General features: G+C 68.3%; 22 protein-coding genes. 15 read left to right on the top strand and 7 right to left on the bottom strand.

Annotated elements, in window-relative coordinates:
• Positions 1-8: 8 nt before the first annotated feature.
• On the top strand, positions 9-494 hold the full coding sequence (locus tag UK23_RS26755; RefSeq protein ID WP_045314406.1) for a DinB family protein: 486 nt from the start codon (positions 9-11) through the stop codon (positions 492-494).
• A 9-nt stretch (positions 495-503) separates the two neighbouring features.
• Here UK23_RS26755 and UK23_RS26760 read toward each other — a convergent pair whose 3' ends face one another.
• Both UK23_RS26760 and UK23_RS26765 read right to left on the bottom strand, forming a co-directional pair.
• Positions 504-1,232: a HEAT repeat domain-containing protein gene (locus UK23_RS26760; RefSeq protein ID WP_045314407.1), complete on the bottom strand. Its 729-nt coding sequence runs from the start codon at positions 1,230-1,232 to the stop codon at positions 504-506.
• Positions 1,233-1,239: 7 nt separating this feature from the next.
• Positions 1,240-2,157, bottom strand: a complete 918-nt coding sequence (locus UK23_RS26765) for a LysR family transcriptional regulator (protein WP_045314408.1) — start codon at positions 2,155-2,157, stop codon at positions 1,240-1,242.
• Between the two features lie 81 nt (positions 2,158-2,238).
• On the opposite strand from UK23_RS26765, the gene UK23_RS26770 reads away from it, so the two are divergent.
• From UK23_RS26770 to UK23_RS26800, 7 genes are read left to right on the top strand one after another with little or no spacing between them, the layout of a single operon-like run.
• Positions 2,239-3,723, top strand: coding sequence for an aldehyde dehydrogenase family protein (locus tag UK23_RS26770; RefSeq protein ID WP_045314409.1), 1,485 nt, complete (start codon positions 2,239-2,241; stop codon positions 3,721-3,723).
• The gene (locus UK23_RS26775) at positions 3,704-4,864 is read left to right on the top strand and encodes an NAD(P)/FAD-dependent oxidoreductase (protein WP_196777905.1); all 1,161 of its coding nucleotides are present in this window, start codon (positions 3,704-3,706) and stop codon (positions 4,862-4,864) included. The genes UK23_RS26770 and UK23_RS26775 overlap by 20 nt, the downstream gene beginning before the upstream one ends.
• Before the next feature lie 10 nt (positions 4,865-4,874).
• Positions 4,875-5,993: a Glu/Leu/Phe/Val family dehydrogenase gene (locus UK23_RS26780; RefSeq protein WP_231114684.1), complete on the top strand. Its 1,119-nt coding sequence runs from the start codon at positions 4,875-4,877 to the stop codon at positions 5,991-5,993.
• Positions 5,990-7,249, top strand: a complete 1,260-nt coding sequence (locus tag UK23_RS26785; protein WP_082115003.1) for a CaiB/BaiF CoA transferase family protein — start codon at positions 5,990-5,992, stop codon at positions 7,247-7,249. The genes UK23_RS26780 and UK23_RS26785 overlap by 4 nt, the downstream gene beginning before the upstream one ends.
• A gap of 1 nt (position 7,250) precedes the next feature.
• On the top strand, positions 7,251-8,414 hold the full coding sequence (locus tag UK23_RS26790) for an acyl-CoA dehydrogenase family protein (protein WP_045314410.1): 1,164 nt from the start codon (positions 7,251-7,253) through the stop codon (positions 8,412-8,414).
• A gap of 34 nt (positions 8,415-8,448) precedes the next feature.
• Positions 8,449-8,769 carry a TetR/AcrR family transcriptional regulator gene (locus UK23_RS26795; RefSeq protein WP_052685079.1) on the top strand — a complete coding sequence of 107 codons (321 nt, stop codon included), beginning with the start codon at positions 8,449-8,451 and terminating at the stop codon, positions 8,767-8,769.
• A complete protein-coding gene (locus UK23_RS26800) occupies positions 8,733-8,921 on the top strand; it encodes a hypothetical protein (protein WP_045314411.1) in 189 nt (62 codons plus the stop codon). The genes UK23_RS26795 and UK23_RS26800 overlap by 37 nt, the downstream gene beginning before the upstream one ends.
• Here UK23_RS26800 and UK23_RS26805 read toward each other — a convergent pair.
• Positions 8,910-9,596 (bottom strand): alpha/beta hydrolase, encoded by a 687-nt coding sequence (locus tag UK23_RS26805; protein ID WP_045314412.1) that lies wholly within the window; start codon positions 9,594-9,596, stop codon positions 8,910-8,912. The two genes, UK23_RS26800 and UK23_RS26805, sit on opposite strands and share 12 nt — an antisense overlap.
• A gap of 97 nt (positions 9,597-9,693) precedes the next feature.
• Between UK23_RS26805 and UK23_RS26810 the strand changes: the two genes are divergently transcribed.
• Positions 9,694-10,596, top strand: coding sequence for an AraC family transcriptional regulator (locus UK23_RS26810; protein WP_045314413.1), 903 nt, complete (start codon positions 9,694-9,696; stop codon positions 10,594-10,596).
• On the opposite strand, the gene UK23_RS26815 is transcribed toward UK23_RS26810, so the two are convergent.
• From UK23_RS26815 to UK23_RS26830, 4 genes are read right to left on the bottom strand one after another with little or no spacing between them, the layout of a single operon-like run.
• Positions 10,556-11,248 carry a peptidylprolyl isomerase gene (locus tag UK23_RS26815; protein ID WP_045314414.1) on the bottom strand — a complete coding sequence of 231 codons (693 nt, stop codon included), beginning with the start codon at positions 11,246-11,248 and terminating at the stop codon, positions 10,556-10,558. The two genes, UK23_RS26810 and UK23_RS26815, sit on opposite strands and share 41 nt — an antisense overlap.
• Positions 11,249-11,299: 51 nt before the next feature.
• A complete protein-coding gene (locus UK23_RS26820) occupies positions 11,300-11,632 on the bottom strand; it encodes a lipoprotein (RefSeq protein ID WP_045314415.1) in 333 nt (110 codons plus the stop codon).
• Positions 11,633-11,691: 59 nt separating this feature from the next.
• Positions 11,692-12,318, bottom strand: coding sequence for a response regulator (locus tag UK23_RS26825; protein WP_045314416.1), 627 nt, complete (start codon positions 12,316-12,318; stop codon positions 11,692-11,694).
• Positions 12,315-13,388 carry a sensor histidine kinase gene (locus UK23_RS26830; RefSeq protein ID WP_045314417.1) on the bottom strand — a complete coding sequence of 358 codons (1,074 nt, stop codon included), beginning with the start codon at positions 13,386-13,388 and terminating at the stop codon, positions 12,315-12,317. Before UK23_RS26830 ends, UK23_RS26825 begins: the two co-directional genes overlap by 4 nt.
• Before the next feature lie 109 nt (positions 13,389-13,497).
• Between UK23_RS26830 and UK23_RS26835 the strand changes: the two genes are divergently transcribed.
• The 6 genes from UK23_RS26835 to UK23_RS26860 all read left to right on the top strand — a co-directional run bounded on the left by UK23_RS26835 (position 13,498) and on the right by UK23_RS26860 (position 20,711).
• On the top strand, positions 13,498-14,181 hold the full coding sequence (locus UK23_RS26835; protein ID WP_231114686.1) for an ABC transporter ATP-binding protein: 684 nt from the start codon (positions 13,498-13,500) through the stop codon (positions 14,179-14,181).
• The gene (locus UK23_RS26840) at positions 14,178-15,953 is read left to right on the top strand and encodes an FtsX-like permease family protein (RefSeq protein ID WP_052685080.1); all 1,776 of its coding nucleotides are present in this window, start codon (positions 14,178-14,180) and stop codon (positions 15,951-15,953) included. The genes UK23_RS26835 and UK23_RS26840 overlap by 4 nt, the downstream gene beginning before the upstream one ends.
• Before the next feature lie 54 nt (positions 15,954-16,007).
• Positions 16,008-16,199, top strand: coding sequence for an antitoxin (locus UK23_RS26845; protein ID WP_045314418.1), 192 nt, complete (start codon positions 16,008-16,010; stop codon positions 16,197-16,199).
• Positions 16,200-16,360: 161 nt separating this feature from the next.
• Positions 16,361-17,866: a discoidin domain-containing protein gene (locus UK23_RS50590; protein WP_196777907.1), complete on the top strand. Its 1,506-nt coding sequence runs from the start codon at positions 16,361-16,363 to the stop codon at positions 17,864-17,866.
• Positions 17,867-17,920: 54 nt separating this feature from the next.
• A complete protein-coding gene (locus UK23_RS26855; RefSeq protein WP_156213399.1) occupies positions 17,921-19,957 on the top strand; it encodes a sulfite exporter TauE/SafE family protein in 2,037 nt (678 codons plus the stop codon).
• Positions 19,958-20,009: 52 nt separating this feature from the next.
• The gene (locus UK23_RS26860; RefSeq protein WP_156213400.1) at positions 20,010-20,711 is read left to right on the top strand and encodes a hypothetical protein; all 702 of its coding nucleotides are present in this window, start codon (positions 20,010-20,012) and stop codon (positions 20,709-20,711) included.
• Positions 20,712-20,971 lie beyond the last annotated feature (260 nt).

Consider the following 20,971-nt stretch of genomic DNA (forward strand, 5'->3'; position numbering starts at 1 on the left):
CTCCTTCCGTGAAACGGACCTGGCCGAACAACGCCGCGAAGGACGAGACCGTGCTCGCGTGGGAGTTCCTGGACTTCCTGCGCAGAACCGCGGTGATGAAGGTCGACGGGCTCACCCGCGACCTGGCCGCGGCCGCGCCGATCGCGACGTCGCCGCAGCTGACCGCGCTCGGTGTGCTCAAGCACCTCGTCGCGGTGGAGCGGCACTGGCTGTGCATCGCGGGCGCGGGCCTGGACCTGCCGTCGTTGTGGGAGGGCAGCCCGGACCCGTCGTGGACTCTCACCGACGACGACACGCCGGAGTCACTCATCCAGGCGTACCAGGAGGAATGGGCCAACGCCGAGGCGTTGAAGCAGCGCGGTCCGGACGACGTCGCCGCCCACCACAAGTTCACCGTGCGGTGGATCCTGGCGCACGTGACGCAGGAGACCGCGCGCCACGTGGGCCATCTGGATCTGCTGCGCGAGCTCGCGGACGGGCAGACCGGCGAGTAGAGCAGACGGTCAGTCCTCGCCCGGCCACAACGGGACGAGCGGCGCGACCACACCGTCGAGCGCGTTGTCGACGATCGCGCCGGCGAGCGGCATGAGCGTCGCGCGGCACCACAACAGGCGCTCGCGCAGGGCCGGGAGTGCCAGTGCGGCGGCGGCCTGCTCGATCACCTCCTGGCGATCGTGGTGCAGGCAGCCGACCAACGCCTCAGCCGCGGAGCTGACTTGCACACCCGACTTCGCGAGCCTGCGGACCGCTGCCGCGGCCTCGGTGCGCACCCACCACTTCGCGTCGCGCAACCGGCCGGTGATCGGCGCCAGGGCGGCCGGATCGGCGGTGTCGCCGAGCGCCGTGACCGCGATCTGACGACGGGTGGCGAGCCAGTGCGTCGCGTCCGGCGTGATGCGCTCGACCGGATGTGCGTCGCGCAGCCTGGTGATGCCGTAGAGCCACACCCACGGACTGCGGTAGACCTCGTGGCCGAGCCAACGGCGCACCGGGCCGTCGGTGTCCCCGTAGAAGTGCCGCAGCGCATAGCGCGCGTCGCGGTGCGGATCGCGCTCCGCGAGCACCCGGCAGAGCAGCGGGCGCGCCGGGCCCGCCTCGTCGAGGCTGTCGAGGATGATTTCCTCGACACCCGGTTCGTTGCTGTCGATCAATATTCTGATGTGCGCACGCAGATCCGGCGAATCCCAGTCCCGGATCCCAGCCAGCGCCCCATCGCCGCTGAGTTCCCCCATTTCTCCATCATGGCTGATTTATGTAGCCGCCCACGGCGTTTTGGCAGACTTCTTGGAGAGCGTTTACCGCGTCACGCAGCAACGGGTTGGTATTCGCCGTGCGATGGACGACGTGCACGTGCCTGCGCAAGGGCTTGTGCCGCAACGGCATTGCGTGCGTGCCCGGTAGCGCCTTGTAACCGAGCGCGGGCACGAGAGCGACACCCACGCCGGCCGCCACGAGCGACTGCACGACCTCATAATCGTTGCTTCGGAAAGCAATTCTCGGAGCGAAACCCGATGCCGCACAGAGCCGCGTGAGGCACGTTGCACCGGATGTGCCGTCGCGTGACGCGATCCAGCGTTCGTCTTTGAGATCTTCGAGCCTCACGTTGTTCTTCGCCGCGGGGTGCTCGGACGGCACCATGACGAGGAGGGCCTCGTCCAGCAACGGCAGCACCGTCAGTTCCTCCGGCCACGACTGCGGCACGAGGTCGTAGGCGTAGACCAGCGCGAGGTCGAGCTCGCCGGTCAGCACGAGCGGCAGCACGTCCTCCGGCTCCGCCTCGTCCAGGCGGATCTCGGCGTCCGGCAGGTCCGCGGCCAGCTTCGCCAGCGCCTTGGGCACCACCCGCGAGCTCGCCGTGGGGAAGGTGCCGATGCGCAGGCGACCGCGCAGACCCTGCACCATCGCCTTCACCTCGTGCTCGAAGCCGTCGAACGCGGCGAGCAGCTCGCCCCCGCGGTCGGCGATCAGCAGGGCGGCGCTGGCCGGCCTGATCGAGTGCGCCTCGCGTTCGAAGAGCTCCACGCCGACAGCGCGTTCGAACGCCGAGATCTGCTGCGAGACGGCCGACGACGTGTAACCGAGACGGCGGGCGGCCTCGGCGAACGAGCCCGTCTTCACGACCTCGACGAGCGTGCGGAGATGGACAGGATTGAGCACCAGGTCAGCTTATGCTCGACGTGGCGAGGTTTCATTCTGCAACCCCTGGCGGAACCACCGGGTAACTACCAGGGTGGAGGCATGGCCTATGTCTCCACGAACCCGTCGAACACCTCCGACGTGGTCACCGAGATCGAGCTCGGGACCAGCCGCACCTTCGTCGACGCAGCACGCCGGGCGAAGGCGGCGCAGCGCGCGTGGGCCCGCGTCCCCGCTCCCGTCCGCGGACAGGTCATCGGGAACATCGGCCGGCTCGTCGAGGCGAACTTCGAGCCGCTCGCCCAGCTGGTGACCCGCGAGATCGGCAAGCCGATCGCGGAGGCGCGCGGCGAGGTGCAGGAGATCGTCGACACCGCCAACTTCTTCGTCGGCGAGGGCAGGCGCCTCTACGGGCAGACGGTCCCGTCCGAGATGACGGACAAGCAGCTCTTCACCTTCCGCAACCCGGTCGGTGTCGCGGCGATCATCACCGCCGGCAACTTCCCGGTCGCCGTACCGTCCTGGTACATCATCCCGGCGCTGCTGTGCGGCAACTCCGTGGTGTGGAAGCCCGCCGAGTACTCCGCCGCGTCCGCCCAGGCCTTCTACGACGTGTTCCAGGCCGCCGGCATTCCGGACGGCGTGTTCGAGATCGTCTTCGCCGAGGGGTCGGAGACGTTCAACGGCCTGGAGCAGGCGCTGCAGGAAAGCCTGGTCGACAAGGTCGGCTTCACCGGGTCCAGCGAGGTCGGCGTGCGGATCGGCGAGCTGTGCGGCCGTCACCTCCAGACGCCGTGCCTGGAGCTGGGCGGCAAGAACCCGATGGTCGTCACCGAGGACGCGGACCTCGACCTGGCCGTGCAGGGCGCACTGTTCGCCGGTTTCGGTTCCGCCGGCCAGCGGTGCACCTCGCTCGGCACGGCGATCGTGCACGAGTCGGTGTACGACGAGTTCCTCTCACGGTTCGTCGAGGCCGTCGCCGCCGCCACCGTGGGCGACCCGACCAGTGATGTCCTTTATGGACCGCTGCTGGACGAGAAGTTCGCGCTGGCGTACGAGAAGTACCTCGGCTGGATCGGCGAGCACCACACGGTGCACGGCCCGACCGGCCGCATCACGGACTCCAGCCCGCGCAACGGTTTCACTGGTGCGAACGGCTTCTTCTACCACCCCGCGATCGTTTCCGGTGTGCGTGCCGACGACGAGCTGTTCCTGCAGGAGACGTTCGGGCCGATCGTCGGCGTCATGAAGTACTCGGACCTGGACGAGGCGATCGAGCTGGGCAACAAGCCGGGCTACGGCCTGTCGTGCTCGATCTACACCACGGACCCGAACAAGGCCTTCCGGTTCCGCGCCGGCATCTCCGCCGGCATGGTGAGCGTCAACAACTCGACGTCCGGGGCCGAGGCGCACCTGCCGTTCGGCGGAAACGGCAAGAGCGGCAACGGCTCCCGGCAGTCGGGCGTGTGGGTGCTCGATCAGTTCACCCGCTGGCAGTCCATGAACTGGGACTACTCCGGGAAGCTGCAGAAGGCGCAGATGGACACGCTCGAGATCGGGGCGAACCTTGACTTCCGGCTCGGCTGACCTGCCAGGGCAGGCCGAGGTCGTCGTCATCGGCGGCGGGGTGATCGGCACGTCAGTTGCCTTTCACCTCGCCGAGGCAGGTGCCCGGGATGTCGTTGTCGTGGAGCGTGACGAGCTGGGTTCCGGCTCCACCTGCAAAGCAGCGGGTGGGGTGCGCGCCCAGTTCTCCGACGAGCTGAACATCAGGCTCGGTGCCCGATCACTCGAGGCGTTCCAGCGCTTTCCGCAGCGACCCGGGCAGGAGATCGATCTCCACCAGGTCGGCTACCTGTTCCTCCTTTCTTCTCGGGAACACGTGACGGCGTTCGAGCGCAACGTCGACCTCCAGAACTCCCTCGGCGTGCGCAGTCGGATGCTGACTGTCGAGGAAGCGCAACGGATGTCGCCGTTGATCGAAACGGACGGCCTGCTCGCGGCGACCTACTCGCCGGACGACGGACACTGCACGCCTGAGTCCGTAGTCCTCGGTTATGCCACCGCGGCCCGCCGGCTTGGTGTCCGATTCCACACCAGAACCACCGTGAGATCGATCGTAGGGACGGGGTCCGACACTTTTCGCGTCCAGACCGACCGCGGCGAGGTTTCCACGCCGAATCTCGTCTGCGCGGCGGGCGCGTGGTCACGATCGATCGGCGAGATGGTGGGCGTTGACCTGCCGGTTTCTCCCTTGCGCCGACAGGTCATGTTCACCGAGCCCATGCCCGAGTTACACGATCGGGTTACGCCCTTCACCATCGACTTCGGCAGCACCTTCTACTTCCACCGCGAGGGCCGCGGGCTGCTGTTCGGCATGTCCGACCCCGACGAGACGCCGGGGTTCAAGCTCTCCATGTCCGACGCGTGGCTGCCGCGGCTGACCTCCGCGATCTCCCGCCGGGCGCCGCGACTGCTGGACGTGGGTGTGCGCAACGGGTGGGCCGGGCTGTACGAGGTGACGCCGGACCACAACGCGCTGATCGGCTCGGTGGGCCGGTTCTTCTACGCCACCGGGTTTTCCGGGCACGGGTTCCTGCAGGGCCCGGCGGTCGGGGAGGTCGTGCGCGACCTCGTGCTGGATCGCGAGCCCTTCGTCGACGTGTCCAGTTTGGACGCCTCCCGGTTCGCCGCCGACCAGGCGCGACCGGAACTCAACTGCGTGTGAGGGAATGCTGATGGACGTTCTCCAGCTCATGGACGAGTGGGGGCCTGAGAAGGTCGTCTGCGTGTCCGACCGGCGCACTGGCATGAAGGGTGTGCTCGTCATCGACAACACCGCGCGCGGCATGGGCAAGGGCGGCACGCGGATGAGCCCGTCCGTCACGGTCGCCGAGATCGCCCGGCTCGCGCGCGTGATGACGTGGAAGTGGGCGGGGGTCGACCTGTTCTTCGGCGGGGCGAAGGCGGGGATCGTGTTCGATCCTTCTTCCCCCGGCAAGGAAGCGGCACTGCGGGCGTTCGCGCGCAAGCTGTCCAACGAGGTGCCGCGGGAGTACGTGCTCGGTCTCGACATGGGCCTCACCGAACGGGACGCCGCGATCGTCCAGGACGAGCTGTCGGACCGCGGCGCTATGATGGGCGCACCGGCTCAACTCGGCGGTCTTCCGTACGACGAGCTGGGCGTCACCGGGTTCGGCGTGGCCGAGGTGGCGGACGAACTGATGGTGTTGCCCGGTAAACGGGTGGCGATTCAGGGTTTCGGCGCGGTCGGCGCTGCTGCGGCCAAGAGATTTGCGGAGCTCGGCGCTGTGGTCGTCGCGGTGTCGTCGGTGCACGGCGCGTTGGTGGATCCCGACGGCCTGGACGTGGCACGGCTGCTGGACTTGCGAGCGTCGTCGGGTGATCTCGCGGTCAAGGAGTACGGCCCGGTGCAGGCACTGGGTGCCGAACTCCGTGCGTCGTGCGACGTGCTGGTGCCTGCCGCGATGCAGGACGTGATCGACGCGGACCTCGCGGGCGAACTTGACACCACCTTGGTGGTCGAGGGTGCGAACCTGCCGACTTCCGTTGAGGCGCAGGAGGTTCTGGCCGCTCGTGGGATCACGGTCGTGCCGGACTTCATCGCGAACGCCGGCGGCGTGGTCGCGGCGGCGTTCGGGATGGACGCGCGGTACTCGCCGTTCCCGGTGAACCCCGCGACGGTGCTGGACGCCGTGTCGTCGAAGCTGAGGGCGAACGCGGCGAACGTCATCGCCGAGGCCCGGAATCGGGACACCACAACACATGTGGCTGCGCGCGAACTGGCGCAGGAACGCGTGCTGGCCGCGATGAAGCTGCGGGGTCGGGTCGCATGAGCTCGCCCGATGGTGTGACGAACGCGGCGGGCCCCGACGTGGACCCGGCACCCGCCGAGCAGACGGACGCGAACCAGGCGCCGCAGCCGGAAGCGGATGACACGAGCGCGCCTCGCGGTGACTCGGACACGGCAACGCCCGGTGCGCCGGAGCCCTCGGCCGCATCCGCACGAGGCTCGCTCCAAGGCGTGGTCATCGCGGACTTCAGCCGGGTGCTGGCCGCCCCGTACGCGACGATGATGCTGGGCGACCTCGGCGCCGAGGTGATCAAGGTCGAGCAGCCGGGAAGGGGCGACGAGACCCGCACGTGGGGTCCGCCGCACTACCAGGACGAGGCGACGTACTTCCTGTCCGTCAACAGGAACAAGACGTCGGTGCAGATCGACCTGTCCACCGGGGCTGGCCGGGAGCAGGCGCGCGAGCTCATCGCGCGGGCGGACGTGGTGGTCGAGAACTTCAAGCCGGGCACCATGAAGAAGTTCGGGCTCGACTACGAGTCGCTGGGCCGCGACGACCTCGTCTACTGCTCGATCTCCGGGTTCGGTTCTGGCAAGGGTGCGGACCTGCCCGGCTACGACCTGCTCGTGCAGGCCGTGGGCGGGTTGATGAGCGTGACCGGGCCGGGGCCGTACGAGCCGGTCAAGACCGGGGTGGCGCTGGTCGACGTGCTGACCGGGTTGCACGCGTGCGTCGGCATCCTGGCGGCGTTGCGGCACCGGGAGGCGACCGGGCAGGGCCAGCTGGTCGAGCTGGACCTGTTGTCGGTGCTGCTGTCCAGCATGGTGAACCAGAGCGCGGGCTTCACGCTCGCGGGCTCGGTGCCGAAGCCGATGGGCAACCGGCACCCGTCGATCGCGCCGTACGAGGTGTTCCCGACGGCCGACCAGCCGATCGTGCTCGCCGTGGGCAACGACCGGCAGTTCCGCCGGCTGTGCTCGGTGCTGGACGTGCCGGAGCTGGCCACCGACGAGCGGTTCGTGACGAACGCCGACCGGGTCGTGCACGTCGACGAACTGTTCGAGGTCCTCCAGGCGCGGCTGCGCACACGGCCGGCACAGCACTGGTTCGAGACCCTGACGCCGCTCGGCGTCCCGTGCGGTCCGGTGAACGACATCGCGCACGCGTTCGCGCTGGCCGAGTCGCTCGACCTCGACCCCACCGCGACGATCGACGACATGACGCTCGTCGCGAACCCCATCCGCCTGTCGCGCACGCCGGTCACCTACCGGCTGCGCCCGCCGAAGCTGGAGCAGTGAAGTGCAGGACCCGTTGCAGTTGCTGGACATCCCGTCGTTGCTGAGCGACGAGGAGCGCGACATCCAGGCCACCGTCGCGGCGTACCTGACCGACCACGTGCGGCCGCACATCGGGACGTGGTTCGAGGAAGGGATCCTGCCGCGCGAGCTGGCGCGGGAGCTCGGCAAGCTCGGCGTGCTGGGCATGCACCTCGAGGGGTACGGGTGCGCGGGCACGTCGGCGCTGGCGTACGGGCTCGCGTGCCTGGAGCTGGAGGCGGTGGACAGCGGCATCCGCAGCTTCGTGTCCGTGCAGGGCTCGCTGTCGATGTACTCGATCTGGAAGTACGGGTCGGAGGAGCAGAAGCAGGAGTGGCTGCCGCGACTGGCCGCCGGTGAGGCGATCGGCTGCTTCGGGCTGACCGAGCCGGACTTCGGCTCGAACCCGTCCGGGATGCGCACGCGGGCCGTCCGGGACGGGTCGGACTGGGTGCTGAACGGCACCAAGATGTGGATCACCAATGGCGGTCTGGCCGACGTGGCGACCGTGTGGGCGCAGACCGAGGAGGGAATTCGGGGATTCCTCGTTCCCCGCGGCACGCCCGGATTCACGACGCAGGACATCAAACACAAGTTGTCAATGCGAGCGTCCGTCACTTCCGAACTGATTCTGGCAGACGTGCGACTCCCGGAAAGCGCGCGACTACCCCTCGCCACTTCCCTGCGCGCTCCTCTTTCGTGCCTGAACGAGGCGCGTTTCGGGATCGTGTTCGGCGCGGTCGGTGCCGCGCGCGACAGTTTGCAGGCCGCGTTGGACTACTCCGGCACGCGCATCCAGTTCGACAAGCCGATCGCCGCGTTCCAATTGACGCAGCGGAAGCTCGCGAGCATGTCCGTGCAGGTCAGCAACTCGATGCTGCTGGCGCTGCACCTCGCGAAGCTCAAGGAGGCCGGCACGTTGAAGCCCGAGCAGATCAGCATGGGCAAATACAACAACGTGGAGGCTGCCATCGCGATCGCCAGGGAGAGCCGGACGATCCTGGGTGCGAATGGCATCTCGCTCGAGTACTCACCCCTGCGGCACGCCAACAATCTGGAATCCGTCCTCACCTACGAGGGCACTTCCGACATCCATCTGCTATCCATCGGCCACGCGTTGACCGGAATCTCCTCGTTCCGCGGATAGTTCGCCCTATCCTGCACTCGCCGTCGTACGCGGGTTGGAGGATGCCCTGCCGGAGGAGACGAGCAGCCGCAGTGACGCGCGGCGCAACCGGAAACGGTTGCTGGACGCGGCCACGCACGTCCTGCGGGCTGAACCAGCCGCCGCGACGATGCAGTCGATCGCGCGCAAGGCCGCGCTCTCGCAAGCGACGGCGTACCGCCACTTCCCGTCCGTGGAAGCGCTCGTCAAGGCCTATCACGAGGACGTCATGGCGTCGTTGGCCGAACACGGCGAACGGTCGCGGAAGGACGGCAGGCCTGGAACCGGGCGCTGGGCGGGGTGCTCAACGACCTGGCCCTCCCGGACACGTTGCTGACCGTGGCGCAGTTCCTGCACCAGGCGATGTTCGACCCGAGGGAGATCATCGACCTCACGAAAACCGCCGGACTCCCTGACGAGCAGGTGGTCCGGCGGCTCTCGGACGCGTTCTACGGAGCGTTGCGGGGGTGGGCGTTCTCAGGCGCGTGAGGCCTCCTCGATGAGATCGACGATCTCCACGGGGTGCGAGGCGAGCGAGGCGTGGCTGGAAGCGAGCTCGATCGTCCTGCGCGGGTTCATCCGCGCGGCCATGCGGCGCTGGTTGTCCGGATCGATCATCCGGTCCTCGGTGGACACCTGGTACCACGACGGTTTGGCACGCCACGCGGGTCGCGACGCCTCGGCCGCGAACGTCACGCCGAGCGGCGCCTTCTGCGTGACCGCCATGACCAGCGCCTCGTCCTCCGGCAGATCCTGGCAGAAGCTCTGGTGGAACTTCTCCTGCGCGATCCACAGGTGACCGTCCGAGTCCGGTGCGATGCTGTCGTGCGCCACCGCCGGATGCGCGGCGCTGATCACCGCCAGGCTCTCCCCGGCGTCGGGCGCGAACGCCGCCACGTACACCAGTCCGACCACGTTCGGCAGATCGCCCGCCTCGGTGATCACCGCGCCTCCGTAGGAGTGACCGGCCAGCAGCACCGGCCCGGCGACCTGGTTGATCATCTGACGGGTGCGCGCCGCGTCGTCCGCGAGCGACGTCAACGGGTTCTCCACGGCGAGAAGGGACTCGAAGCCGCGCTTGCGCAGCTCGACGATGACCTTCGCCCAGTGCGCGGCGCCGCCCCAGAAACCGTGCACGAGCAACACGGTCGGCTTCGTGGACATGATGTTCCTCCGTCTCGAATGGACTCGAGTGCTCGCATCTTTGAGAGCGCTCTCCCATACTGCGGGGCGAGCATAGGAGAACAACGGAGTACCGAATATGGCCGAGACGCCGGGGAACTTTGCCGATCCACCAGAACCGCTCGTCCAGTCGGAATACGGCAAACGGGACGCGCTTTCCGATGTGCTGCAAACGATTCACCTGCGAGGTGGCGAGGTCGTCCACAGCTGTGACAGGACGACCCGGTACCCGTCCGGTGCCCGCCTGGTGCACCTCGCCGAACACGGCGAGGTGCGGGTGGAGCTGCCGGACGGGCCGGTCGACCTGGCCGCCGGCGACATGGCGCTGCTGGCCCGCGGCGACGCGCACACGGTGCGTGGCGGATCCTGGTACACCGGCGAGTACCTGGCCGAGGCACTGGTCGCGGCACCGCTGCTCGGCGTGCTGCCCGCGGCGATCGTCGTGCGCGGCGCCGCGGAGGACACGAAGTGGCTGCCGCTGAGCCTCGGCCTGATGCGAGCGGAGGTGACCGAACCGCAGCCGGGTTCACGGGTGATGGTCGCCCGGTTGCTCGATCTGCTGTTCATCCGCGCGTTGCGGTTCTGGGCGGCATCCGACCGGCAGGCCGACCCCGGCTGGCTGACGGCCGCGCTGGACCCCGCGCTCAGTCCGGTGCTGTCCGCGATTCACCGCGCTCCCGGCCGTGACTGGCAGGTGGACGAACTGGCGAAGCTCGCCGCCCTCTCGCGTTCGGCGTTCGCCACCCGGTTCACCGAGGTGCTGGGCCAGCCGCCCGGCGCCTACGTGCTGCGGCACCGCCTCGAACACGCGGCACGCCTGCTGCTCACCACGACCGAACCGGTCGGACGGGTCGCAGCAGGCGTCGGGTACTCCGAAGCGGCGTTCAGCCGCGCGTTCACGCGTGCCTACGGCAGCTCACCACGTGCTTGGCGCGCCTCGGTCAGATCCCGAGGGGAAACACCCACCTCAGCTCGGACTTGATGTTCGGGCGGCCGTCCAGCGGGTTCTCCCCCGCGATGCCGCCGGCCGCGATCTTGTCCAGGGTCTTGAGCCCCTCTGGCAGGATCTGCCCGAACACCGCGTAGTTCGGGCGCAGGATGCTGTCGCTCTGCACGAGGAAGAACTGCGAGCCGTTCGTGTCCGGGCCGGCGTTGGCCATCGCGAGCGTGCCGCGCGGGTAGATGCGGCGCAGGCCGGTCGGGTCGTTCGGCGCGGGCTTCAGGTCGGTCGGCAGCTCATCCTTGTACTTGTAGCCGGGGCCGCCCTCGCCGGTGCTGGACGGGTCGCCGCACTGCAACACCTTCAGCGTCGGGTACGCGGTGAGGCGGTGGCAGTCGGTCTGGTTGTAGAAACCGCGCTGGGCCAGGTGGATGAAGCTGTGCGTGGTGCACGGCGCCTTGGTGCGGTCGAGCACCAGCGGGATGTCTCCCTGGTTCGTCTTGACCTTCACCAGGACCTTGCCCTTGGTGAACCACGGGTCGTGCGGAACGGACACCGGACGAGCGGGAGGTTCGTCCGGCGTCACCGTGTAACCGCAGTCGGGTCGTGCCTGTGGCTCCGCGGACGCGACTCCGGGCGTGATGAACCCGGCGGCCAGTGCCGCCACTGCCAGACCAGCTGCGATTCGCATCATGCGCGTTTCCTAGTGGAGCGGGCGGTGACCGGGCAAGGTTTAACCAATCACTCAGTTGTCGGTGTCCTTGGTGATCTCGTAGGAGCACGTCGCCGGGCTGCCCGCGTTCGTGATCTCCTTTTCCTTCTCCACGCGCAACTTGCAGGTCGCCTGGCCGTTCTGCGGCTTGACCGTGAGCGTGATCTTGCCGAGGTCGTTGGCGAGCATGGCGCGGTTCTTGAACGGCAGGTCGACGGTCTCGGTCTGCGTGGCACCACCGGGCACGACGAGCGTCATCTCGGCCTTGCCGGTGCCCTCGATGTCGTAGAACGCCTCGTACGTGTAGCTCTTCTGGCCACAGGCCGCGAGCGCCAGCACGGGGATCAGCAGCAGGAGTTTCTTCATGACTCGAATTCTGGTGTTGTTGCGGGAGCACGGCTTCTGTCCGCAGACTGGTTGGGGTCCTACTTTTGGCCGACCAGCCGGGACTCCCAGGCCCAGGCGGCGATCTCGACGCGGTTGCGAGCGTCCAATTTGGCCTGAACGCTCGCCAGGTGCGTCTTCACCGTGCCGATGGAGATGAACAGCTCCTGCGCGATCTCCGCGTTCGTCTTGCCGATGGCGGCCAGCTTCACGACGTCGAGTTCGCGCGCGGAGAGGTTGTGCGGCTGTTGGGGCGCCGGCGTGTGCATGTGCTGCAACAGCCTGACGGTGACTGACGGGCTGATGAGCGCATCACCCGTGACAGCCGCACGCACCGCTTCGATGAGCAGGTTGGGGCCTGCGTCTTTCAGGAGGAACCCGCACGCGCCGTTCGTGAGCGCTGTGTGCACGTACTCGTCGTGGTCGAACGTCGTGCACACAACTACGTGCACGTCGTTCGCGATCTGTTTGAGCGCTTCGAGTCCGTCCATGCGGGGCATGCGGATGTCCATCAACGCGACGTCCGGCTTGGTGCGGCGTGCCTCGGCGACGGCTTCCACGCCGTCCCGCGCCTCCGCCACCACCTCGATGTCGGGCTCGGCGCCCAGAATCATGCCGAACCCGGTGCGCACCATCGCCTGGTCGTCCGCGACGAGAACCCTGATCACGCAGTCGCCTTTCCTGTCGGGAGTGCGGCGTCGACGACCCAGCCGCCGTCGATACCGGGCCCCGCCTTGATCCTGCCACCGAGCGCCTGCACGCGTTCGGTGAGTCCGATGAGGCCGAAGCCGTTGCCCTGCCGCGCATGCTTGCCGTCGTTCGCGACCCGGACGGTGACCCAGTCCGGTGAGGTCTGGATCTGAACGTCCACTTTGGTCGCTTCCTGGGCGTGTTTCCTGATGTTCGTCAACGACTCCATCACCACGCGGTACACGGAACTGGTGACCTCGAGCGGCAGGTTCGCCGTGTCGCCGTGGATTTCGAGGGTCGCCCGCGGTTCGGCCTCGACGAGCGGCTCGATGTCGACGATGCCCGCGACCGGTGCCACGGGGGCGTCCTCGCGGAGCATGCCGACCATGCGGCGCATCGCGGTCATGGCCTCACCGCCGGCCTCCTCGATGCGTTCGAGGGCCTGTCTGGCCTGCTCGGGGTTGCGTTCGACGATCCGGCTCGCGCCCTGGGCCAGCACGACCATGCCGGTGATGTGGTGGCCCACGAAGTCGTGCAGGTCCCTGGCGAACTCGGCCTTCTGCTCGGCCTGGACAGCCGCCACCTGCTTCTCCCTGGCGTTGCTGAGCAGGCGCAGGTAGCCGACGAGCGCGAGCACGCCGATGGCGACGACCAGCAGACCCATGGCCAGGGTGATCTCGGTGGGTCCGAGCGGGTCGCGCACGGGCTGCGTGACCAGCGCGATCACGATCCCGCCGAGCAGTGGCGCGTCCCGCCACGACCTCGCCCGGTGGGCGGTGACCGCCAGCACCCCGGTCAACGCCAGGCTCTCGGCCAGGCCGAACTCCTTCTCGAGCGGGTTGACCAGGGTGAACGTGATGGACGCGAGGACCGCGAGCGCCACCAGCGCCCGGTGAGGACGCAGCCAGGCGACCGCGGGCAGCAGGATGCACGCCAGCGCGGCCCAGCCGGTCCACGGGTACAGGCCGGGTGAGCGGAACAGACCGTAGTACCAGTCCACGAACGCGGCGGCGACCAGGGCGGCGATCGCGCCGTACCTCCAGAGCATGGCAATGACCTTAGGCAGTTGCACGGGCCTCGCAGATCGGCCGAAAGACAGAGGCCTGCCGTGCTGGAGAGGGAGGTTTCTGCTCGTCATCTGCCGTTTTCTGGTCCTCGTGAACAACTACGCTTCCGCCGCGGCCGACCTCGTGAAGGTGTACGGCTCCGGCGACACCGCGGTTCGAGCACTCGACGGGGTGACCGTCGGGTTCCGGCCCGCCGCCTTCAGCGCGATCATGGGGCCGTCCGGGTCCGGCAAGTCGACCCTGATGCACTGCCTGGCCGGACTCGACACGGCCACGTCCGGCGCGGCGCTGCTGGGCGGGAAGGACCTGACCCGGCTCTCCGACAACGCGCTGACCAAGGTGCGGCGCGACCGGATCGGCTTCGTGTTCCAGGCCTTCAACCTGCTGCCGACGCTCACCGCGGAACAGAACGTCCTGCTACCGCTGAACCTCGCCGGACGACGCGTGGATCGCGCCTGGTTCACGCAGCTCGTGGAGGTGCTGGGGCTCGCGTCACGGCTGTCGCACCGGCCGTCGGAGATGTCCGGCGGGCAGCAGCAGCGCGTGGCGCTGGCCCGTGCGCTCGTCACGCGGCCTGACGTGATCTTCGCCGACGAACCCACCGGCAACCTGGACTCGCGGACGTCCGCGGACGTGCTGAACCTGCTGAGGCAGGCCGTGCGCGAGTTCGGGCAGACGATCGTGATGGTCACGCACGACGACCGCGCGGCTTCCTACGCCGACGTCGTGGTGCGGATGGCCGACGGACGCGTCGTGCAGGCGGTCGCCGCATGAGGAAGTTCCTGCCCGTCCTCTCGATCACGATCGCGGCGTTCTTCGCCTACTCGACCGTGCTCGCCAAGGACATCACCGAACGTTCGCTCGCGGTCAAGGCAGCCCGGCTGGTCGAGGTGTTCGCGTTGCTCGGCGCGTTCGTCACCGTCGCCATGATCGTGGCGGCGCTGGTCTCCACCTCGACGTTCCGCATCGTGTTCGCTCAGCGCATGCGGGAGCTGGCGCTGCTGCGGGCCATCGGTGCCACACGCGGACACCTGGCTCGGCGGCTGGTCGCCGAGGGAGCCGCGGTCGGACTGCTCGCGTCGATCGCCGGGGTGGCGCTGGCCGCCGGCGCGGGACAGCTCGTGCCGCTGGCGGGGTTGTCGGCGCCGGGATTTCCGCTGACGCCGGCGCTGGTCGTGGTCGTGGGGTCGTTCGTGCTGACGACGCTGGCCGTGCTGGCGCCCGCGTGGTCCGCCGCGAAGGTCGCGCCGCTGGAGGCACTGCGCACGTCGGCCGTTCAGGACACCAAGAGCAGTATCGGCGGGCCGCGCTGGGTGTTCGGAATCCTGATGGCGGCTGGTGCGGGTGTTCTGCTGGTCAACGTCGCGGTCGAGGGCCTCGCGACCAAGCAGCGGCCGACCGGCATGACCGAAGAACTGCTGCTGCGCACCACCATCAGCGGCGCACTGGCGTTCGGTGCGTTGATCACGCTCGGACCCGCGTTGATCTCGCCGGTGCTCCGGCTGATCAGCGTTCCGTTGCGGCGCAGCACGATCGGGTCGCTGGCGGTGAGCGGGGTCGGCGGCGCGCCACGCCGGGCGGCCTCGGTCACCGCGGTGGTCGCACTGGGGGTCAGCCTCATCATCGCGACGCTCACCGGCGCGAACACCTTGCAGGGACTGGGGAAGGCCGAGATGGCAGGCGCCTACCCGGCAGACCTGGAGATCGGCGGACCGGTGGACGTCCAGGTGCTGAAAGCGGCCGGGCTCACGGATGTGCTGCCGTACCGGCGCACCGAGATCACGGTGAACGGGCGGCTCACCATGCAGGCCACCGACCTGGACATGACCAAGCTCCGCGGCCTCTCCGACTTCAAGGTCGACACCGGCGCCCTGCGCGACATGGGACCGCACAAGGTCATCCTGTCGACCTACACCGCGAGCAGGCTCGGAGTGGCAGCGGGAAGCCAGGTCGACATCAACGGCAAGCAGATGACGGTGGCGGCGACTGTGTTCGGCGGTGTGCCACTCGGCAGTGCGTTGGTGCACACGTCCGATGTGGACGGCGAACCGGTTGGCGCACTCGCCAACGGAGACAAGGAAAAGGTGCCGGCGGGTTTCGAGGTCGAGTCGCTCACCGACCACCGTCTCGCCCAGGAGAACTGGTTCACCACATTGGTGGCGATCGCGGTCGGACTGCTGTTCCTGACGATGCTGATCGCCGTGGTGGGGGTAGGATCGACCACGGCGTTGTCGGTGCTCGAACGGACTCGAGAGTCCGGACTGTTGCGCGCGATCGGCTTGACCCGCAAGGAACTCGGGCACCTCATCACGACCGAGGCCGGCCTGTACGGGATCGTCGGCGCGGTGCTCGGGCTCGTCGTCGGGGTTCCCTACGCGTGGCTCGCGATCATCTCGCTCGGCGTCGAATGGCCGTTGCAGGTGCCCGTCGTGGCCGTCGGCGTGGTGGTGCTGATCCTGGCCGCACTCACGGCAGGTGCGGGGCTGCTGCCTGCCCGTCGAGCGGCGCGGGTGAGCCCGATGGCGGCGCTTCACTCGATCCAGTGAGGTGTACGGGATATCAGACCGGGTACCCGAACTGCATCGGGAGGTGATGCAGTCATGGGCTTCGATGAACTCAAGGACAAGGCGAAGGACCTGATCGGCCAGCACGGCGACAAGGTCGACCAGGGTGTCGAACGCGCTGGGCAGTTCGCTGACGAGAAGACCGGCGGCCAGCACAGCGAACACATCGACAAGGGTGAGGAAAAGCTCAAGGAAGGGCTCCGGAATTTCGGCGATCAGCAGCAGTGATCGCACGGAACCGGTACCGGCGAAAGTGATGTCTCCTCACCGTTGACAAGCCTGCCACCATCGTCCGTGGGAGCGCTCTCATGCGCTCGTTCGGAGGGTTGGCAATGAGGCTCACTCGACAACGAACATCCATCGCCTTGGCAGCGGCCAGCGTGCTCACCGTGAGTGCGCTGGTCGCTGTCGCCCAGCAGACCAGCGCCGCACTTCCACCTCCCCCTGCCGGGTGGACGCAGGTGTTCGGCGACGACTTCACCGGTCCGGCGAACTCGTTGCCCAACACGGGAAACTGGCGGTTCTCCCTCGGCCACGGTTATCCAGGAGGCCCGGCGAACTGGGGCACCGGCGAGATCGCGGCGCACACGAACAACCCCGCCAACGTGTCGCTCGACGGCGGCGGCAACCTGCGCATCACGCCACGACGTGACGGCGCCGGCAACTGGACGTCCGCGCGGATCGAGACCAACGCGCAGAACTTCAAGGCGCCCACCGGTGGCGTGCTGCGGATGGAAGCACGGATCCAGATGCCGAACGTCTCCGGTGCCGCGGCGCTCGGGTACTGGCCCGCGTTCTGGGCGTTGGGCTCGCCGTACCGAGGGAACTGGTGGAACTGGCCCGGTGTCGGCGAGTTCGACATCATGGAGAACGTCAACGGCGTCAACCGCGTGTGGGGCGTGCTGCACTGCGGTGTCTCGCCCGGCGGGCCGTGCAACGAGAAGAACGGCATCGCGAACAGCCGGCCGTGTCCTGGCGCCTCGTGCCAGGGCGGCTTCCACGCGTACCGCTTCGAGTGGGACGCCTCGACCTCGCCGCAGCAGCTGCGGTGGTACGTGGACGGCGAACTGTTCCACCAGGTCAACCAGAACCAGCTGCCCGCGGACACCTGGAACCAGATGACCGGGCACGCCGGGTACTTCATCATCCTGAACGTCGCGATCGGCGGCGAGTTCCCGGACAACTACTCCGGCACGCGCACGCCGGGTCCGGGGATCGTGCCGGGTGTTCCGATGGTCGTCGACTACGTGGGCGTGTGGACGCGGGGAACCGGTGGCGGCGGGCCCACGACCACCACCACTCCCCCGCCGACGTGCGGGCCGTTGCTGTCGCGGAACCGGCCGACGTCGGCGTCCAGCGTGGAGAGCGGGAACCAGGCGGCAGCGTTCGCGGTCGACGGGTCGATGTCGACGCGCTGGTCGTCCGCGCACAGCGAACCGCACTGGTGGCAGGTCGACCTCGGGTCGTCGCGGGCACTGTCGCGCGTGCGGATCAACTGGGAAGCCGCGTACGGGCGGGCGTACTCGATCCAGCTGTCCGACAACGGGAGTTCGTGGCGTGAGGCCTATTCCACGTTCACCGGCTCAGGCGGCGTGGAGGACATCGGAATTTCCAGTAGCGCACGATATGTGAGGTTCAACGGCATGAACCGCGGCACCGTCTACGGGTTCTCGTTCTGGGAGTTCGAGGTCTTCGGCACGTGCGGATCACAGCCAACCACCACATCGACGGAACCTCCCGGCGGTGGGGCATACCCAGCGTGGGCGTCTGGGACTGCCTATGCGGTTGGTTCGCGTGTGAGTTACGCCGGATTGGACTATCAGTGCCTCCAGGCGCACACCTCGATCACGAGCTGGGAACCGCCGAACGCGGCGTCCCTCTGGCAGCGCCTCTGAGTCACTTCCGCGATCCCGGCGGCACGGTTACCGTCGTTCGCCGGGGTCGCGGAGGTGAAGGTGGATCCGAGCGGGGTGACGAGAGCCGCACGGCTGACAGCGTTAGCCGCGTTGTGCCTGGTCACCGTCGTTCTACTGCTTCCGGCGGCCATCAGCGTGAGCACCGGCGGAGCCGTGCCGGCGTTCCTCGGCGAGTTCGGCCGGTGGCTGTGGCCCGCCGTGGGCGTGATGGTGCTCGTCGCGATCGGTCTCGTGATCTGGGAACGTGTGCGCGGTCACGAGACCAGCAACCGCACCGCGGCCCTGGACCGCGTCGAGGCGCGGGTGACGTCGTTGCTCGCCTCGTCGCTGGCCGCGCAGACCCAGATCAAGCTCGGCGTGCTGCGGCAGCCACAGCTCTCGGTGCGCGCCGAGGGCGAGGAAGTCTCCTCCTCGGACCTGGAAGCCGTGTACGACCGCCTCGGCCACACCATGGTCCTCGTCGGACCGGTCGGCAGCGGGCGGTCCACGTTGTTGCGCGAGCTTTGCCTGGTGTTGGTCGAACGTGCGCGCAACGACCCGGACGCACCGATTCCCGTTGTCGTGGACTTGGCGACGTGGCGCGCGTACGGCACCCGCAAGCCGACGGAGTTCACCGCGTGGCTGCTCCGCGAAATGAACCGCCGCTACGGCATCAGCCGCTCGGCGGGCACGATCTGGCTGCGCCGCGAGCGGGTCGTCGTGCTCATCGACGGCCTCGACGAGGTGCCACGGGTCGACCGTGCGCTCTGCGAGTCCGAGCTCGCGCCGTTCGCGTCCGTGGTGTGCTCGACCGAGCCGATCGAGAACCTGCCCTCGGTGTACGTCGAACCGTTGTCGCGCGGGCAGGTGCTGGAGTACATCGCGTCGGTCAGCCCTCGGCTCGACAGCCTGGAATCAGCCCTGACGCCGGCGATCTGGGAGCGGCTGGACTCGCCGCTGGCCCTGAACCTGTTGGCGCTGACTCATCTCGATCGTCAGGTCGACACGATCGGCACCGACTTCGTGGGCTCCTTCGTCGTGGAAAGGCTTTCCGCCCAACGTGCCGCAGGACCGACCATCCGTGCGTTGAAGTTCCTCGCGCGGTTGGACCGCCCAGACCTCGGTGCGCCCGTGCACATGCCGCATCGCCGTGCGTGGCTCCCGCTGCTGCCGACCCGCCCGTTGTGGTTGTTGTTCGTGCGCGCGGTGCCCGCCGCATATGCCGGTGGTGTGTGTGCCGTCGCGTTCATCACGGGACTACAGCTCGGAATGTGGTCGGCATTGGTGTTCGCGGTCGCGGCCTCTTTGTTGCTGGTTCTGGTCAACAGGCTGCCGCGGGTCTTTCACCCGCCAGGACGCGCCCACGGGATCATCACCGCCGTCCTGGGATTCGTGGCAGGCGTGTTCGCCGGTTTCCTGGTTGCCCTGGCGGGATTGTGGCTCGGCGGCATCGGAACGTCGTGGCCGTACGCCGTGACGTATGTGTTCGTCGTGGTGGCGACCATTTTCCTGGCTTTGGGTTTTGTGCCGGGCGACGCACCCGTGCCGTGGGCTGTGCTGATCGCGGCCGCGCCTGGTGTCTCGATGATCTGGACCGGCCCGTACGTGGTGCTGGCGGGTATGGGAATGGGCTTCTCGGCGGGCGTGGCGGGCGGAGTCTTCGCTGCGGCGGTGGGACGTGTGTGGCGCACGGTGCGCCCGGGACAACAGCAACGCATGCGCCTCGGGCGCCCGTGGTGGATCCAGCCGGTTGTCCCGATGCTCGGTCTGGCCGGCGCGCTGGGCGGGCTGGGCAGCTTTGGATCTTGGGGCACCGCACTGGGTGTGGCGCTCGGGCTGCTGGTGACACCGACCGCGGCTCGCGACTACGTCTGGCCGTTCGACGCACTGGCCGAGGTGGCCGCGGAAGGACTGACGCGCCCGCTGTCGTTGGGCGAGTTGTCGTTCCGGCGCAAGGCTTTGCTGCATCTCGCCCAGGATCGGCTGCTGCTGACCCGAGTCGACGGCGAATACCGCTTCGCCCATGTGGCGCTGCGGGACCATTTAGCGAAATGTGACCCAACCGCGCTGGTTCGCGCCACGCGTCGTTGAACCACCCCGATCTGCGGGCCGTACGGCCTGACAGAAAGGTCGGGTGTTGCGCATGCGCTGGTCGAAGGGCTGGATCGCGGCCGCCGGGGTGTTCTCGGTAGTCGCGGCCATCGGGGGTGCGGCCTTCGCCCTGGCCGGATCGGGAGCTCCGGCTTCGCAGTCCGGGGTGGCGGGCAAAGAGGTCTGCGCGGGGCAGCCTCTGGCGCTCGTCGACACCGCAGGCGTTGCCGGGGTGTTGTCTGATCAGTTGCCGGCCGGTACTTCCCTGCGAATCACCAACCTCGCGAACGGACGTACTGCGACCGTTGCGGTTGCCGGGGTTTCTCGCGGATGTGCCGCGCTGAACACCGCGGCGTTCGATTTGCTGCGATCGCCTGATTCGGGGCGGGGCGGGGCGGAAAACGTTCTCCGGCGGGTCCGGGTGGAGATCGTGGGGAATGCTCCCGCCCCCGCTCGGACCACCGCGTCGTCCTCCGCACCCCGGATTCGGTCCACCGGGGTGGTGGGGCAGGTTGTTTGCGATGGGGCGACTGTCGGGTTGTCGGCTGTGGGTGGGGCGCCCGGAGCGTTTTCTTCTTCGTTGCCGGTGGGGACTTCGGTGCGGGTCACCAATTTGGACAACGGGAAGCAGGCGGTGTTCCGGATTGTCGGGGTCGGGTCTGGTTGTGTGGTGTTGAACAGTGCGGCTTTTGGGGTGGTTGGGGAGGCGGGGAAGAATCTGATCAAGAGGGCTCAGATTGAGAAGGTGACCTGAGGCTTGGGGTGACGCGCAGGGGGTGGGCGCTCACGCGCCGTGCGGTGGTCGGCTTGCGTTCGCTGGCGCGAGCTGGCCATGCGACAGTTGGCTTGCGATAGCTGGCGCGAGTTGACCATGCGACGGTTGGCTTGCGATGGCTGACGCGAACTGACATGCGAGGGTTGCGTTGCGTTGGCCGGTCGCGTTCCAGCGGAGGGGTCGCCTACCGTGCGATCCGTCACCTTGCGCAGATGGGCGCGCAGGCACTTAGACGGGCG

It is taken from the genome of Lentzea aerocolonigenes (assembly GCF_000955955.1).
GTDB lineage: Bacteria > Actinomycetota > Actinomycetes > Mycobacteriales > Pseudonocardiaceae > Lentzea > Lentzea aerocolonigenes_A.

Bases quoted from the DNA above. Each gene is read 5' to 3' on its own strand.
- UK23_RS26815 (WP_045314414.1), bottom strand. From the start codon at position 11,248: ATGATGCGAATCGCAGCTGGTCTGGCAGTGGCGGCACTGGCCGCCGGG.
- UK23_RS26840 (WP_052685080.1), top strand. From the start codon at position 14,178: ATGAGGAAGTTCCTGCCCGTCCTCTCGATCACGATCGCGGCGTTCTTC.
- UK23_RS26770 (WP_045314409.1), top strand. From the start codon at position 2,239: ATGGCCTATGTCTCCACGAACCCGTCGAACACCTCCGACGTGGTCACC.
- UK23_RS26805 (WP_045314412.1), bottom strand. From the start codon at position 9,596: ATGTCCACGAAGCCGACCGTGTTGCTCGTGCACGGTTTCTGGGGCGGC.
- UK23_RS26820 (WP_045314415.1), bottom strand. From the start codon at position 11,632: ATGAAGAAACTCCTGCTGCTGATCCCCGTGCTGGCGCTCGCGGCCTGT.
- UK23_RS26845 (WP_045314418.1), top strand. From the start codon at position 16,008: ATGGGCTTCGATGAACTCAAGGACAAGGCGAAGGACCTGATCGGCCAG.
- UK23_RS26785 (WP_082115003.1), top strand. From the start codon at position 5,990: ATGAGCTCGCCCGATGGTGTGACGAACGCGGCGGGCCCCGACGTGGAC.
- UK23_RS26860 (WP_156213400.1), top strand. From the start codon at position 20,010: ATGCGCTGGTCGAAGGGCTGGATCGCGGCCGCCGGGGTGTTCTCGGTA.
- UK23_RS26830 (WP_045314417.1), bottom strand. From the start codon at position 13,388: ATGCTCTGGAGGTACGGCGCGATCGCCGCCCTGGTCGCCGCCGCGTTC.
- UK23_RS26760 (WP_045314407.1), bottom strand. From the start codon at position 1,232: ATGGGGGAACTCAGCGGCGATGGGGCGCTGGCTGGGATCCGGGACTGG.
- UK23_RS26810 (WP_045314413.1), top strand. From the start codon at position 9,694: ATGGCCGAGACGCCGGGGAACTTTGCCGATCCACCAGAACCGCTCGTC.
- UK23_RS26780 (WP_231114684.1), top strand. From the start codon at position 4,875: ATGGACGTTCTCCAGCTCATGGACGAGTGGGGGCCTGAGAAGGTCGTC.